16 protein-coding genes are annotated in these 15,054 nt (G+C 72.5%); 8 read left to right on the top strand and 8 right to left on the bottom strand.

From position 1 onward, the window contains the following. Nucleotides 1-16: 16 nt before the first annotated feature. The 5 genes from AB0C20_RS09525 to AB0C20_RS09505 all read left to right on the top strand — a co-directional run bounded on the left by AB0C20_RS09525 (nt 17) and on the right by AB0C20_RS09505 (nt 4,471). Entirely contained in the window at nt 17-430 is a 414-nt protein-coding gene (locus AB0C20_RS09525) for a DUF6069 family protein (RefSeq protein WP_357567703.1), read from the top strand. A gap of 247 nt (nt 431-677) precedes the next feature. Further along, on the top strand, nt 678-2,348 hold the full coding sequence (locus AB0C20_RS09520; RefSeq protein WP_357567702.1) for an ATP-binding cassette domain-containing protein: 1,671 nt from the start codon (nt 678-680) through the stop codon (nt 2,346-2,348). A gap of 30 nt (nt 2,349-2,378) precedes the next feature. Then, nucleotides 2,379-2,873, top strand: coding sequence for a GNAT family N-acetyltransferase (locus tag AB0C20_RS09515; RefSeq protein WP_357187682.1), 495 nt, complete (start codon nt 2,379-2,381; stop codon nt 2,871-2,873). A 102-nt stretch (nt 2,874-2,975) separates the two neighbouring features. After that, entirely contained in the window at nt 2,976-3,401 is a 426-nt protein-coding gene (locus AB0C20_RS09510; RefSeq protein WP_357567720.1) for an Hsp20/alpha crystallin family protein, read from the top strand. Between the two features lie 71 nt (nt 3,402-3,472). Then, nucleotides 3,473-4,471, top strand: coding sequence for a tyrosine-type recombinase/integrase (locus AB0C20_RS09505; protein ID WP_238685628.1), 999 nt, complete (start codon nt 3,473-3,475; stop codon nt 4,469-4,471). Nucleotides 4,472-4,500: 29 nt separating this feature from the next. Here AB0C20_RS09505 and AB0C20_RS09500 read toward each other — a convergent pair whose 3' ends face one another. From AB0C20_RS09500 to AB0C20_RS09485, 4 genes are all read right to left on the bottom strand, one after another. After that, a complete protein-coding gene (locus tag AB0C20_RS09500) occupies nt 4,501-4,908 on the bottom strand; it encodes a RidA family protein (protein ID WP_203120462.1) in 408 nt (135 codons plus the stop codon). Nucleotides 4,909-4,940: 32 nt separating this feature from the next. After that, nucleotides 4,941-5,312 (bottom strand): VOC family protein, encoded by a 372-nt coding sequence (locus tag AB0C20_RS09495; RefSeq protein WP_357187680.1) that lies wholly within the window; start codon nt 5,310-5,312, stop codon nt 4,941-4,943. 62 nt (nt 5,313-5,374) lie between these two features. Then, the gene (locus AB0C20_RS09490) at nt 5,375-6,547 is read right to left on the bottom strand and encodes a PQQ-binding-like beta-propeller repeat protein (protein ID WP_357187678.1); all 1,173 of its coding nucleotides are present in this window, start codon (nt 6,545-6,547) and stop codon (nt 5,375-5,377) included. Between the two features lie 31 nt (nt 6,548-6,578). Then, nucleotides 6,579-8,282, bottom strand: a complete 1,704-nt coding sequence (locus AB0C20_RS09485) for an acyl-CoA dehydrogenase family protein (protein WP_357187676.1) — start codon at nt 8,280-8,282, stop codon at nt 6,579-6,581. A 194-nt stretch (nt 8,283-8,476) separates the two neighbouring features. Here AB0C20_RS09485 and AB0C20_RS09480 point away from each other — a divergent pair, with 194 nt between their 5' ends. Genes AB0C20_RS09480 through AB0C20_RS09470 form a run of 3 tightly spaced genes read left to right on the top strand, consistent with a single transcriptional unit; the run spans nt 8,477 to nt 11,278 of the window. Beyond that, nucleotides 8,477-8,887 carry a hypothetical protein gene (locus AB0C20_RS09480; protein WP_328655304.1) on the top strand — a complete coding sequence of 137 codons (411 nt, stop codon included), beginning with the start codon at nt 8,477-8,479 and terminating at the stop codon, nt 8,885-8,887. After that, nucleotides 8,874-10,067, top strand: a complete 1,194-nt coding sequence (locus tag AB0C20_RS09475; RefSeq protein WP_357187674.1) for a low temperature requirement protein A — start codon at nt 8,874-8,876, stop codon at nt 10,065-10,067. The genes AB0C20_RS09480 and AB0C20_RS09475 overlap by 14 nt, the downstream gene beginning before the upstream one ends. 59 nt (nt 10,068-10,126) lie before the next feature. Then, the gene (locus tag AB0C20_RS09470; protein ID WP_357567701.1) at nt 10,127-11,278 is read left to right on the top strand and encodes a low temperature requirement protein A; all 1,152 of its coding nucleotides are present in this window, start codon (nt 10,127-10,129) and stop codon (nt 11,276-11,278) included. On the opposite strand, the gene AB0C20_RS09465 is transcribed toward AB0C20_RS09470, so the two are convergent. The 4 genes from AB0C20_RS09465 to AB0C20_RS09450 form a co-directional block, all read right to left on the bottom strand. Beyond that, nucleotides 11,245-11,853, bottom strand: coding sequence for a thymidine kinase (locus AB0C20_RS09465; protein ID WP_238688998.1), 609 nt, complete (start codon nt 11,851-11,853; stop codon nt 11,245-11,247). The two genes, AB0C20_RS09470 and AB0C20_RS09465, sit on opposite strands and share 34 nt — an antisense overlap. Before the next feature lie 164 nt (nt 11,854-12,017). Continuing rightward, complete coding sequence (locus AB0C20_RS09460; RefSeq protein ID WP_357567700.1) at nt 12,018-13,412, bottom strand: MFS transporter; 1,395 nt, start codon at nt 13,410-13,412, stop codon at nt 12,018-12,020. A gap of 19 nt (nt 13,413-13,431) precedes the next feature. Beyond that, complete coding sequence (locus AB0C20_RS09455; RefSeq protein ID WP_357187669.1) at nt 13,432-14,199, bottom strand: glycerophosphodiester phosphodiesterase; 768 nt, start codon at nt 14,197-14,199, stop codon at nt 13,432-13,434. Nucleotides 14,200-14,378: 179 nt separating this feature from the next. Next, on the bottom strand, nt 14,379-14,954 hold the full coding sequence (locus AB0C20_RS09450; protein ID WP_357187667.1) for a hypothetical protein: 576 nt from the start codon (nt 14,952-14,954) through the stop codon (nt 14,379-14,381). Between the last annotated feature and the right edge of the window lie 100 nt (nt 14,955-15,054).

Raw genomic sequence — 15,054 nt, 5'->3', positions numbered from 1 at the left:
TGAACGAGGAGCCGTCATGAGTGCTGTCACCGTCACGACCCCCGCCCCCTCACCACTGCGCCGCCGCGTCCTCGGCGTCGCCGCCGCCGTCGTGGCACCCCTGGCCGTCTGGGTGATCGGCGCGCTGGCCGGAGTCGACTACACAGTCGAGAGCCCGGGCCAGCCCGCCACTGTCATCGGGGCCGGCGCGGTCGTCATGATCTCCCTGGGAGCCGCACTGCTCGGCTGGGCGGTGCTGGCGCTGCTGGAGCGGTTCGCCACCCGGGTCGCCCGACCGGTCTGGATCTCGCTGGCCATCGTCGTGACGGCGCTGTCCTTCGCCCCGGTGCTCGCCGTCGAGGCCACCTGCGGCGCCAAGCTCGCCCTCGGCGCGACGCACGTGGCAGTGGCTGTCGCGCTGATCGCCCTGCTGCCCCGCCCGCGCCGGTAGGCGGCCCGCTGCTATTCCCCCCGCCCACCTCGTGTCGCGCTGACCACGGGGTGGGCGAAATCCTCGGGAGTTGACGCGCCAAGGTTGCTAGCATCGCCGTCATGGCACGAGGTATCTGGTCGCAGAAGGTCCGCTCCGCCCGCTGACGGCGGCGCCCTTTGTTCTGCTGAGTTCGCGCTCGCCGTCCCGGTTCCCGCCGGGCGGCCGTTAGCTGCTGCCCGGCTCCATCGCGAGCTGCGGAGCACCGTTGAACCTCACCCCGAACCCCGAAACCATGTCCCGGCCCGTCGAGGCCGGCAGCGCGCACGTGCGCGCCACCGACGTCACGGTGACCCGCGGGTCCCGGCGCGTCCTCACCGACGTCTCGGTCACCGTCTCCGCCCGGTCGAGGGTGGCGGTCGTCGGCGAGAACGGTCGCGGCAAGACGACACTGCTGCACGTCCTCGCCGGGCTGATCACGCCGGACGACGGCACCGTGCAGCGGGCCGGCACGATCGGCCTGGCCCGCCAGGAGCTGCCCGCCCGCGACGGCGAGACGGTCGGCACCCTCACGTCCGAGGCGCTTGCCACGTCGCTCACCGCCCTCGCCGCGCTGGACGAGGCGACCCTCGCCCTGACCGCTGGCGATCCGAGCGCCGAGGACCGCTACGCCGCCGCGCTCGACGCGGCCACCCGCCTCGACGCGTGGGACGCCGAACGTCGCGTCGACGTGGCACTGGAGGCCCTCGACGCCTGCACCGACCGCGACCGTCCCCTGGCGACGTTGTCGGTGGGGCAGCGCTACCGGGTGCGGCTGGCGTGCCTGCTCGGCGCGCGCCACGACGTGCTGCTGCTCGACGAGCCGACCAACCACCTCGACGCCGACGGCCTGGACTTCCTGACCCGCCGGCTCCGCGAGCACGACGGCGGTCTCGCGATCGTCAGCCACGACCGGGCGCTGCTGCGCGACGTCGCGGACCGGTTCCTCGACCTCGATCCGACCCACGACGCGAAGGCACGCATCTACGCCGGCGGTTACGACGCCTGGCAGGACGCGCGACGGCGCGAGCGGGAGCACTGGGAGCAGGAGTACGAGCAGCAGCAGGCCGAGCGTCGACGACTCCAGGACGCGGTGTCGAAGGCCCGCGACCGGCTCTCCACCGGCTGGCGGCCGGACAAAGGGACCGGCAAGCACCAGCGCCAGTCCCGCGCGCCGGGCGTCGTGCAGGCTCTGAACCGACAGCAGGACGCGCTCCAGGCACACCGGATCGACGTACCGAAACCACCGCCGACGCTGCGGGTGCCGGACCTCGGTGTACGGCAGGGCACGCCGCAGGTACGCGCGCAGGGCGTCGCCGTCGACGGGCGGCTCGCCGGCCCGGTCGACCTCACCATCGACGGCGGCGACCGGCTGCTCGTCACCGGGCCCAACGGCGCCGGGAAGTCCACACTGCTCGCGGTGCTCGCCGGAGCGCTCGCACCCACCGACGGGTACGCCTGGACGGCGAGGGAGGCCCGGGTCGCCCGGCTCACCCAGGAGACCGCCGGGCAGGCCCCCGACCTCACCGCCGACGAGGTGTACGCCGGCCAGGTGGGACGGCTGGTGTCGCGTGGGGTGCTGCCCGCCGCCGAGGCCGTGTCGCTCGGATCGCTCGGGCTGCTGGACTCCGCCGCGACGCGTACGCCCGTCGGGCGGATGTCGCAGGGGCAGCAGCGCCGCCTCGACCTGGCACTGGTGCTGGCCGGGCGGCCCACGCTGATCCTGCTCGACGAACCGACCAACCACCTGTCGTCGACGCTTGCCGACGAGCTGACCGCCGCGATCCGCGCGACGAGCGCCGCCGTCGTCGTCGCCACCCACGACCGGCAGTTGCTGCGGGACCTGGCCGACTGGCCGCTGCTACGGGTCGGTGAGCCGCCGATCCGGGCGACCGGATAAAGCCGTTGACCGGGCGGTGATGATCAACAGGTGACCATCACCGCCCGGTCTGCCTGGACGACCAGCACCAGCCGGCCCGACCACCCCGACGCAGTGCTGCTGCTGCGCGCGTACATGACCGAGATGGTGGTTCGCTATCACCGCCGCCCGGCCCTGCCCGGCGAGGTCGACGCGGCGCTGGCCGAGCTGCCCAGCGACGACCTGACCGCCCCGAGCGGGCTGCTCCTGCTCGCCCACCACGGCCCCGACCTGGCCGGCTGCGCAGGGCTGCGCTGGCATCCCGGCTGGGCCGAGCTGACCCGGGTGTTCATCCGCTCCGAGCACCGCGGCGCCGGTGGTGGCGCGGCGCTGCTGGCCGCCGTCGAGGAGCAGGCCAGCACGGCAGGGGCGGACCGGATCCGGCTCGACACCCGGCACGACCTGGTCGAGGCCCGCGCCCTGTACGCCCGGCACGGCTACACCGAGATCCCGGCGTACTCGCGGGGCCCCTACGCCGAACACTGGTTTGAGAAGCGGCTGCGCTGAGCAGTTGACGTCGGCGCGCGGACGCGCTAAATAAGAAGAGGAAGTTGAGTCGACCCGGCTCAACTCATCACCTTCGGCCAGGAGAACCGAGGAGGCATGACCATGTTGATGCGTACCGACCCGTTCCGCGAGATCGACCGGCTCGCCGAGCAGTTCTTCGGTACGGCGGCACGTCCCGCGACGATGCAGCTGGACGCCTACCGCGACGGCGACCACTTCTACGCGGCGTTCGACCTGCCCGGCGTCGATCCGGACAGCATCGACTGCACAGTCGAGCGCAACGTGCTCACCGTCCGCGCCGAGCGTCGCCGGCCCGCCGGCGATGGCGTCGAGCTGGTCGCCGCCGAACGCCCGATGGGCACCTTCACCCGGCAGCTGCTCCTCGGCGACACGCTCGACACCGACAAGCTGGAGGCCGGCTACGAGCACGGGGTGCTGACGCTGCGCATCCCGGTCGCCGAGCGTGCCAAGCCCCGCCGGGTCACCATCCAAGCCAACGGCAGCGCCCGCCGAGAGATCAACGCCTGATCCGACACGCTGACGGGTGGGACCGGCGCGCCTGCACGCCGATCCCACCCAAGGCTGAGAGCCTTTTTCACATGGTGTTCTCCGACGCTCCGGTGCTCGCCCGCCCATCCGCGCCACCGGCGCTGCCGAGCGGGCCGGTCGAGGTCACCGAGGCGTGGCTGCGCAACCGGCGGCTGTCCGAGCACACCCGCGACGCCTACCGACGCGACGTCACCGGCTGGCTCCGCTGGTGCGCCGATCACGACCTCGACCCGCTGCGGGCCACGTTCCTGCACGTCAACGAGTACGCCCGCGCGCTGGAGAGCAGCGTCGGCGCCCGCAGCGGCCGCCCACTGACCCCGGCGACCGTCGCGCGTCGACTCTCGGCACTGTCCAGTTGGTACGACTTCCTGGTCAAACTGAGCGCCGTGCCGGCCAACCCGGTCTCCGGCGCCGACCGCCCCCGCGTCGACCGGGACCACTCCGCCACCGTCGGGCTCACCCCCGAAGAGGTGGACGCCCTGCTCAGCGCCGCCGACGCGGACACCGGCGCGACCGCCGTACGCAACCGGGCGGCGCTCGCGCTCCTCGCCGACCTGGGTCTGCGGGTCGGGGAGCTGATCTCGCTGGACCTGACCGACCTCGGCACCGAACGCGGCCACCGCAGCGTGCGTTTCATCGGCAAGGGCGGCAAACAACGTCGCCGCGCCCTCACCCCCGGCACCGGGCACGCCCTGGACGCCTACCTGGCCCAGCGGGCCGCCGCCACCGGCGTGCCGGTGCCGCAGCTCACCGGCCCGCTGCTGGTCACCGCCAGCGGCGCCCGACTGGACCGGCACTCGGTGTTCCGGATGGTCCGTCGGCTCGCCCGCGCCGCCGGCATCCCGGCCTGGGCGAAACTGTCCCCACACTCGCTGCGGCACGCCTTCGCCACCACTGCCCGCTCCGAAGGCGTGCCGTTGGAGGACGTCCAGGACGCCATGGGGCACGCCGACCCGCGCACCACCCGCCGCTACGACCGGGACCGGCACAACCTCGACCGCGACCCGGCCTACGCGGTGTGGGCGGCGCGGTCACGTCGTCGCGGCTGAGTGCTACACGCCCGACGTCGGGTCGTCGGTCAGTCGAGAACCGCAGTGGCTTCGACCTCGACGAGGAGATCAGGCTCGCCCAACGCGCTGACACCCAGCAGCGTGATGGGCTTGACCAGGTCAACTCCCAGCTTCGCACCCGCCCGAGCGACGCCTTCGCCCAACAGGGGCATCTTGTCGGGCGACCAGTCGACGACGTAGATGGTCAGTTTCGCCACGTCACCGAACGACCCACCGATCTCGGCCAGGGCGGTGCCGATGTTGAGATAGCACTGCTCGACCTGCGCGGCGAGGTCCCCCTCGCCGACTTTGCGCCCTTCGGCGTCGCGAGCCACCTGACCGGCGAGGAAGACCAGCTTGGACCCGGTTGCGATCGACAACTGGCGGTAGACGTCAGGCTTCGGTAACCCGTCCGGATTGACGAGAGTGATCGCCATGCTGACTCCTTCTGTCGTTGCGCCGGGCCGTCTCAGCTCTGCGGGCGGGGGCAGATGCAGAACGGCTGCCCGATCGGGTCGAGAAGCACCACCCACCGCTCGCCGCCGGGCTGGAATGCCGGCTTCGACGCGCCCGCGGCGACGAACTTCTCCTCCGCCGCCGCCAGGTCGTCGACGTAAAGATCCAGGTGGTAGCGCTTGTCGCCGGTCTGGTCGGGCCAGGAGGGCGGTCGGTAACCCTCGACCAGCCCGAAGCCGATGGAGACACCACCGGAGCTGATCATCGCGTACTCCGGTTGGCTGTGGGTGACCTCCCAGCCCAGCGCCTCGCGGTAGAACGCGGCGTGGCCGGGGGGATCGGAACTGTCGAGGTTGACCATCGCGAGGTCGGCAGAAGCTGTCACGCCGGCAGTATGCCGCCCGGGCCCGACAACTCCGGCCCGCGACACCGGCCCGCGAGTAAAGGTCAGGGGGCGTCGAGGGGCCAGAACGTCACGCGGGCCGTGCCGTCGCGGCAGATCAGCCCGGCGCCGACCCGGCGGCAGTCGGTCACACCCGCCGGGAGCACCGCTGACACCCGATGACCGTCGCGCCCCACCGTCGCGACCAGGGAGCGCCTGCCGTCCGCCGCCATTCCCAACACCACCAGGGATTCCGTGGTGCCCCGTGGGCCCCCCACGGTGCGCCAGCGCGCCCCGGCCGGCCACGTCCACACCCGCGCCCCGCTGCCCGCGTCGATCGCCCAGCGTCCCTGCTCGTCCTGCCCACAGAGCAGACCCTGGCAGGGCCGCAGGATCAGCTCACCCGGCTGCACCGGCACCTGCCAGCGTCGTACCAGCCCGGGTAGGTCGTAGCCGGTCAACACCACCGCGCCGCCGCTGGGGTGGCGCAGCACCAGGTGCGCGCCGACGACCTGGGGATTGTCCGGGCCGTAGTCGGCCGGCGGAAGCTGTCCCCGCCCGCGTTCGGTGCCGTCACGGGCGTCGAGCAGCCGGACCAACCCGTCGTCCTGCACCAGCAGCACCCGCCCGGGTAGGCCGGGCAGCGCCCGCAGCACCGCAGTGGAGGGCAGCGGGACCGACCACCGGTTCGCGCCGGTGACCGGGTCGACGCCGTGCACAGTGCCCTCGACCCGCCGACCCGGTTCGGCGGCGCTGCGCACCTCGCGCACCGCGACCGCCTCGTTTCCGGCCGCGTACACCCGCTCGGGCCGCCGCCACACCGGCTGGCCGGTACGCAACGACCGCGCGGTGGTCACCCGCGCCCCGAGCGCCTGGTCGCGCTCGACAAGCAGCAACAGGTCACCGGCGACCTCGGCGGACCACCCGGCGGCGGGCGGCACTGTGACCCGCCACCGCGGCGGGCCGTCCGGGGCGGCCGAGTCGTAGGCGCTCAGCGTCGGCGGGTTCGGCTCGGGGTCGACGACCAGCAGCAGCGACCCCGCGCCGAACACTGTCGCCCGAGCGGGCACCGCCGGCCCGACCTGAGTCGTCAGGCGCGCGGCCGGGGCGGCACCACCGAGTAGGACACAGACCGCCACCAGCACCGCCACCCGCCACCGGCGGGACACCTGCGGCGGTGGCCGAGGCTCCTCCAGTGGCGCGCCCCGGTCGTCACCCAGCTCGATCAGCACCGACATGAGCGCCCACCCGTCCGCTCGCGCCGGCCGGTCAGCAGAGCAGGTCGAGGTGGCGGTGGGCGTCCTCGGCGATCTCCTCGTGCCGCAGCCAGCGGCGCGCCCACAGCCGGGCGGCCAACTCCGCCTGCTCGTCGCCCCACGCGGCGTGCTCGACGAGCAACGCGGTGGTCAGCGCGTACGCCAGGCGCAACGCCAGACCACGGGCGCCCGCGAGCACCGCCGACGCGTTCGGGTCGAAAGTCACCGCTGTGATGGTCTCCTGCAACTGCGCAGCGGCGGCGGCCAGGGTGTCGGCGAGCACCGGCGACAGCGGCCGAGCCAGGTCGACGGCGGCGGTCAGCCGGCTCAGCAGCGGCGCACCGGCGTCCTCCCGGGCCAGCGCGCGCAGCACGTCCACTGCCAGCACATTGGTGGTGCCCTCCCAGATCGGCAGCACCTGGGCGTCGCGCAGCAGCCGGGGCACGCCGGTGTCCTCCACGTAGCCGGCACCGCCGAAGCTCTCCACGTACTCACTGGCGGAGCTGACGGCGAGCCGGCCGGTGGCCAGCTTCGCCAACGGCGCCACGATGCGCAGCTCGGCGGCGGCCTCCGGGTCGGCGCCGACCTCGACCCGGCCGAGCAGGGCGAAGGCGTGCCCGGCGAGGGCGAACGCGCCCGCCGCGTCGACAGCGAGGGTGCCCAGGGTGGCCCGGTGCAGGGGCGAGGACACCAGCGGGCCGCCGGCGACGTGCCGCACCTCGGCGTACGCGCGGGCGTAGGCGAGGCCCCGTCGCATCCCGCCGGCCGCCGCCGCGGCGTTGTGCACCCGGGTCACCACGACCAGTGTCATCGCCCGGACCAGACCGGGCACCGCCGGATCACCCAACGGGAGGGCGTACGCGTCGCGCAGGCCGATCTCGGCGGTGGGAAGCGCCCGGGTGCCGAGCTTGTCCTTGAGCCGGTGCACAGTGACACCCGGTGCGGGTGCGCCCGGCGCCGCGCCGTCGGCCAGCGGTGAGTCGACCGCGTACCGGGGAACGAGGAACGGGGCGAGAACCCGGCTGCCCCGCCCGGCGCCCTCCGGCCGGGCCAGCGCCACCGCCATCGCCGCGTCGGCGGCGGAGCAGAACCACTTTTCCCCGGTCAGCCGCCACGAACCGTCCGCTGCGGGTCGTCCGAGTGTGCTGGAGCGGCCCAGATCGGAGCCGCCCTGCGACTCGGTCATCCACTGCCCGCTGGTGATCGCCGTGGCCGGGTCCGTGGAGATCAGCCGGGGCAGCCACGCGTCGCGGACCGTGGCGTCGACGTCGGGCATGCTGAGCAGCGCCGCCGCCCCGTCGGCCATCGCCACCGGGCAGGAGAACGTCGCCGACTCCGGCCCGTACAGGTGCAGCAGGGCGTGCTGCACGACCCGCGCGGCGGCACCCCAGGTGCCCCGGGCGTCCGGCAGGTAGGGCAGCGCCACCACGGCGTGTCGGGCGGCTGCGGCGCGTTGCGCCTGCCAACCGGCGGAGGTGTCGATCCGGTCGATCCGGGCACCCCACGGGTCGTAGCGGACCAGCGTCGGCGGGTGCGCCTCCGCGTCGGCGTGCGCCGCACGCAGCGGCCCGGTGACGTCGGCGGCCAGGTCCGCGAGACGGCCCTTCGCCGCGGCATGCCCGCCCGAGCCGAGGTGACGCTCCAGCCAGGACCGCAGCAGGCCATCGCCGGCGTACGGGTCGACGGGGGGTGGTACCGGCTGCACGAAGCGGCTCATCGATCGGCTCCTGGCACTGCTCGGGGGTGTGCGCCGACGGTAGACGATGCGGGGCCGCCGCGAACAGGGCACACCCGCCCATCGGGCGCACCCAGTTTCCGGCTTGTCGCCCGTCAGCGTGACCGTCTTCTCTACGGTCGGTAGTCGTGGGTGCGGGCCAGTCGTGGAGCCGACCGGCCCGGCGTCACCGCCCGATGCGCACCGGGTTGGCGTTCGCCGGGTTCGGTGTGGCGCTGTGCTGCGTGGGGGTGGCCGGGTTGGGCGCCTGGAACCTCCAGACCGTCCGGCAGGCCGCCGGCCCGATCCGGGAGACCGCCGACGGTTTCCTCAGCGAGGTGGCCCTCGGCGACAGCGACCGGGCGTACGAGCGGCTGTGCGAGGACGCGCGCAGCCGGTGGAGCGCGATCGGCTTCACCAGTTGGGTGCGGACACCACCGATGGTCACCGACTACGAGATCACCGACGTGTCGGTCGCCACCCGCAGCGGACGACCGCACGGCACGGTGACGGTGAAGGTGACCCGCGACGGCGGGCTCAGCGAGGAACGTCGCCTGCCAGTGGTCCGTGAGGACGGGAACTGGCGGGTGTGCGGTGACCCCTTCTAGGCCCCCGGTCGCCCCGCCGGTCCGCCCACAGCTGCTGCGACCACGCGAGGGAGTGCAGCCGACCACCTCGACGGAACTCTTCTTCGATCTCGTCTTCATCTTCAGCATCACCCAGTTGTCGCACTACCTGCTCGCGCACCTGGACTGGCGGGGCGCGGGGCGTACCGGCCTGTTGCTGGCGCTGGTGTGGCTCGTCTGGGTCTACACCACCTGGCTGACCAACTGGCTGCAACCGGACCAGGGGCCGGTGCGCACGATGCTGATCGGGGTGGGGCTGGGCAGCCTGCTGCTGTCGGCGACGATCCCGGAGGCGTTCGGCTCCACCGGCCTGCTCTTCGCGCTGGTCTACGTCACCGTGCAGGTGGGCCGCACAGTGTTCGCGTTGTGGGCGGTGCAGGGCAGCCCGTGGTTGGTGGCCGGATTTCAGCAGTCGCTGCCGTGGATCACCGGCACGTCGGTGCTCGTGGTCATCGGTGGCCTGGTCGGCGGTGCCGCCCGGGACGCGGTGTGGACGGCGGTGATCGTGATCGAGGTGGTCGGCCTCTCGATCGGCTATCCGCTGCCACGACGGGGACGCAGCCGACCCGAGCGGTGGATGGTGGAGGGTGGGCACCTGGCCGAACGGTGCGCGGCGTTCGTCCTGATCGCACTGGGGGAGTCGATCCTGGTCACCGGCAGCACCCTCACGTCGCACGTGGACCTGGTGACGTCCGGGGCGTTCCTGCTGGCGTTCGGTGGTTCGGTGGCGCTGTGGTGGGTGTACTTCGCCCGATCGGCCCCGGCCGCCACGGAGTTCATCGCCCACGCCGGGGCGCGCACCGGGGCGTTGAGCCGGGTCGCGTTCAACTTCCTGCACCCGGTGATCGTCGCCGGTGTCGTCGTCACGTCGGCGGCCGACGAGCGGTTGCTGCGGGAGCCCGGCGCCCCGGCCACCACTGTCGACGTGCTGCTCACCCTGGGCGGTCCCGCGCTGTTCCTGGCCGGGCACGCCGCCTACAAGGCGCTGTTGTGGCGGACCCTGCCGATCAGCCGGGTCACTGCGGTGGTGGTCCTGCTGGCGCTGATGCCGATCGGTGTGCTGCTGGAGGCACCCGTCGCGGTGTGCGCCGCTGTGGCGTTGGCGGTGACTGTCGCCGTGATCCTGACCGACCGGTTCCGGTCACTGGCGGCCGCGCGGTGACCGGCGCGTCGCCAGGACGCGGTCCACGTCATCCGCAGTTACTGCGCCCGCGCCGTGGCGTGGAGCGGACCACCTCCACCGAGCTCTTCTTCGACCTGGTCTACGTCTTCACGATCATCCAGCTGTCGCACTACCTGGCCGAGAACCTCAGCTGGCAGGGCGTCGGACGGACAGCGGTGCTGCTGAGCCTGGTCTGGCTGGTCTGGATCTACACGGTGTGGGCGGGTAACTGGCTGCACCCGGACCGGACACCCGTGCGGGCCACGCTGCTGGTGGTGACGCTGGGCAGCCTTCTGCTCGCCGCCGCGCTGCCCACCGCCTTCGGCGACAACGGCCTGCTCTTCGCTTTGGCGTACGCGGCGGTGCAGGTGGGTCGCACGGCCTTCTCCCTGTGGGCGATCCGGGGCGAGCCCTGGCTCGGCGACAGCTTCCGGCAGTGTTTCGTCTGGATCGCCGGTACCGGGGCGCTGGCGGTCGTCGGCGGGCTGGTGGACGCCCCGGCCCGGGAGCTGATCTGGATCGCGGTGATCGTCGTCGACTCGATCGGGCTGGCGACCGGGTTTCCGGTGCCCGGGATGGGGCGCAGCAGGCCGGAGCACTGGCGGGTGGAGGGCGGGCACCTGGCCGAACGCTGTCAGGCGTTCATCCTCATCGCGCTGGGGGAGTCGCTCCTGATCACCGGTGGGACGCTGACGCAGCGGTTGGACCGGGTGACCATCGCCGCGTTCCTCCTCGCGTTCGCGGGTTCGGTGGCCCTGTGGTGGGTGTACTTCGACCGGGCGCAGGCCAGCATGGCGGCGTTGGCGGCCGCGGGTGAACGGGCCGGGCGGCTCTCCCGGCTGGTGTTCAACTATCTGCACCCGGTGATGGTGGGCGGCATCGTCGTCACGGCAGTCGGTGACGAGCGGCTGCTGCACGATCCCGGGGAACCTGTCGGCTGGGCGAGCGCGCTGGTCGTCCTTGGCGGTCCCGCGTTGTTTCTGGCCGGGCACGCCGCGTACGAGATGGCACTCGGCGAGGCCGGGGTGGTCGCCCGGGTCGCGGCGACGCTGCTGCTGCTCACGCTGTCCCCGGCGGCGGTGGCGTTGCGGGCGCCGATCGCGGTGGCCGCCGGGGCTGCGCTGCTGATCACTGTCGGGGTGATCGTGGCCGACCGTATGTCGGCGCGGCGGGCTGCTCAGTCGCGGGGGCCGAGGTCGCCGCTGCGGTAGTGCCGGCGGCAGAGCACCTGGTAGCGCACCTCGGCGGTGTCGACGGTGTCGCCGATGACGACCTGGGCGCCCTCACGGACGACCCGCCCGTCGACGACTCGGGCGTTGAGCAGCCCTTCGCGGCCGCACCAGCAGAGCACCTCGACCTGGATGCGGGCCACCTCGTCGGCCAGCTCGAACAGGCGCTGCGCGGCGGGGAACATCCGTGAGCGGAAGTCGGTGGCCAGGCCGAACGCGAACACGTCGACGTCGTAGCTGTCGACCAGCTCGGCCATCTGCTCGACGTGCTCGACTGTGTAGAAGCACGCCTCGTCGCAGATCAGGTAGTCGACGCGTACCCCGTCGGCCCACCGGCCGCGCACCAGGGCCCGCAGGTCCAGGTCGTCGGTGACCTCGATGGCCTCGTGGGCCAGGCCGATGCGGGTGGTGACCTGCGGTCCGAGCGACCTGTCGATGCGGGTGGTGACCAGCCCGCGACGGCCCTGCCGGGCGTGGTTGTAGTTCATCTGCAACGCCATCGTCGACTTGCCGCAGTCCATCGGCCCCCAGAAGAACTTCAACGCCGCCGCGTGCACCGGACGCCCGTCGAGCCCGCGCGCGGCCGCGCACCCGGCCGGTGCGTGCGGCTGGCCGGGGAACGGGTGAGCCAGGCAGGTCGGAGCGGTGGCGGCGTCGTCGGTCACGGTCGGGCAGCCTAGCCGATCGGCCGAGGCTGATCTGTCGCGCGCGGGACGCGTGCTCAGAGCACCCGGGGTGGGGTGTTGCCGGCGGCGACGATGGCACGGCGGATCGGCACGGCGGCCAGGAGTAGGAAGCCGACCACGAAGAAGATCAGCAGTGAGACCAGGCCCACCCGGTAGGAGGAGGTGAGTTGGAACACCAGACCGAAGGCGAGCGGGCCGAGCCAGCTGGTGCCCTTGTCGCTGATCTCGTAGAAGCCGTAGTACTCGCCTTCCTTGCCGACCGGGATGAGCTGGCTGAACAGCGACCGGCTCAACGCCTGGCTGCCGCCGAGGACCAGGCCGATGCCCGCGCCGAGGATCATGAACGGCACCGGCGCCTCGGCGGGCAGCCGGAACGCGGCGATGATCACACCGGTCCAGAGCACCAGGCTGAGCAGCACGGTCTTCCACGCGCCGATGCGCCGGGCCAGCGCGCCCAGGCTCAGCGCGCCGCCGAAGGCCAGGAACTGCACCAGCAGGATCGTGATGATCAGGGTGCTCTGCTCCAGGCGCAACTCCTCGGTGCCGTACTGGCTGGCCAGGGTGATGACCGTCTGGATGCCGTCGTTGTAGACCAGGAACGCGAGCAGGAAGAACAACGTCAACGGGTACGCCTTGATCTCGCGCATGGTGCGGCCGAGCTGCCGGAACCCGTCGGTGACCACGTTGCCATTGCCGCCGGCCAGGGCCGCCGCGCTGGGGTGCTCACGCATCCAGCGCAGCGGCACCAGCGTGAACACCGCCCACCACACCCCGGCCGACACGATCGACCAGCGGGCCAGGTCCAGGGTGCGTTGCGGGTTGTCCCCCTCGTCGAGCAGGGTGATCGCGACGAGGTTGAGCGCCAGCAGCAGACCGCCGCCGAGATAGCCGATCGCCCAGCCGCGGCTGGAGATGCCGTCGCGTTCGTCGGGGCCGCCGAGCTGCGGCAGGAACGAGTGGTACACCACGACCGCCGCGCCGAAGGAGATGTTCGCGACCAGGAACAACGCCCCACCGAGCAGGTAGCGGTCGCCGGTGACGAAGGCCATCAGGATCGTCGCGCCGGCACCGGTGAACGCGGCCCCACCGAGTAGCCGCTTCTTGTGCGCCGACCGGTCGGCGATCGCCCCGATGACCGGCAGCACGAACACGGTGAGGAACACCGACAGCGAGATCAGGTACGGGTAGTAGGACCCGGCCGCGACACGGATACCCAGCGGGTGCACGTACCCGTCGCAGGTGTCCGCGCCCAACTCGCAGCCGGCGGCCAGCTCGGCGACGGTGGTCAGGAACGGACCGAGGAACACGGTGATCACAGTGGTCTGGAAAGCGGAGTTGGCCCAGTCGTAGATGTACCAGCCCCTGCGCTCGCGGCGGGTGCTCGCCGGGGGCGGGGTGTCGTCCACCGTGGGGGTCACGGTCTCGGCCATCCGGGGGTCCTTCGACGGTTCAGGCGGCCCAGTGGCCGCGGCTGCGGTAGACGTCGCGCAGCACGCCGACGTGATCGGTCATGATGCCATCCACACCGAGATCCAGTAAGTCGTGCATCTGGTCGGGTTGGTCGATCGTCCAGACGTGCACCTGAAGGCCGATGCGGTGGCAGTAGTCGAGGAACCGGCGGTCGACCACCGGCACCCGCCCGTAGCGCGGCGGCACCTGCGCGGCGACCACCGACGGCGGCAGCCGCAGCGGCCGCCCGTGCAGGGAGGCCAGTCGCAGCCGGGCGACACCGCGCATGCCCAGGCTGGTGGCGACCCGGCCTTCGGTGAGCGCGCGCAGCCGGGTCAGCCGGGCGTCGCTGAACGAGGCGAGCAGCACCCGGTCGCCGGCGCCGGCCCGGGTCACTGTCGCGACCGTCGGCTCGACGCCGCCGTCGGCCTTCACGTCGATGTTGAAGCGGACCTGCGGCCACGCCCCCAACACCTCGTCGAGCCGGGGTACGACGGCAGCGCCGCCCACGCGTACCGAGGCGAGGTCGGCCCAGCTCATGTCGGCGATGCGTCCCGCCTCGCCGGTGACCCTGCGCAGCGTCGGGTCGTGGAAGATCACCGCTACGCCGTCCGCTGTGGCGTGCACGTCGGTCTCCACGTACCGGTAGCCCAGCCCGACGGCCCGGGCGAACGCCTCGGTGGTGTTCTCGTCGCCCTCGGCGGCGCCGCCACGGTGGGCGAACGCCAGCGGCGCGGGCGCGTCGAGGTAGCCGAATCGGGTCAACACGCGACGCAGTATGCCCTCGGTTGGTGGAGCGCGGATGGCCTGCCGGCGAAAATCAGGCCCGTGGCACCGGGTGCCACCCCCACCGCGCCGATCGTGCGGTTTCGGTCGTGGATACGCGTGGAACGTTCCTTATGTCGGGACAGCATGTGCAAGATCGCGAGAGGGTGGGACGGGTGCGGTCAGCTCCAGTCGGTCTGGTAGCCGTCGTGGCGCAACAGGTCCAGCAGTTCGGCGTCGCTGGGTCGGTGGGCGTGGGTGAGCGCGGCGGTCAACTCCTCGACGCCGACCGGGTCCGGCCCCTGCACCTCGATCGCCCGTACCGTGGCGCCGTCGGTGCGGTAGAGGGCGATGGACGGGTCGCTGTTGTCGGTCTCGTGAGTCACGATCAGTGTGCTCCCGCCGCCCAGGTCGGTGCAGGTGCGCAGCCGCGGCGAGCCGCAGTCGACGCCGTCGGGTAGCCCGCTCGCGGCCTGCGGCACGCGCAACCGCCAGAGCACGGGCACAGCCCGGCCGTCGGTGGTGCGCAGCGGGTAGGCGATATCGAGACCGCCACGCTCCAGCCAGCCGACGGCGCCGGAGCGGGTCACGTCGTCGGGGATCAGCAGCTGATCTCGAGACCACGGTGACGACCGCGTCAGGTCGGCGAGGTCCCGCTGGTCCTTGGCGTGGTGGTACTCGATCCGCAGACCGGCGTAGCCGATCCCGCCGACGACGACGAGTACCAATGCGGCGAGGACGAGACTACGGCGCGACACGTGATCATTGTCCCCGTCGCCGGTTCGGCTCAGGTGATCGTGCAGAAGCTGTCCGAGGCGTTGAAGGTGGCACTGGCCGACCAGGGGGTCATCGACCAGA

The sequence above is a fragment of the Micromonospora sp. NPDC048843 genome, assembly GCF_040649965.1.
Lineage (GTDB): Bacteria > Actinomycetota > Actinomycetes > Mycobacteriales > Micromonosporaceae > Micromonospora > Micromonospora hortensis.
Note: the sequence above shows the minus strand (reverse complement) of the source record. Positions and strands in the feature narration are given on the sequence as shown.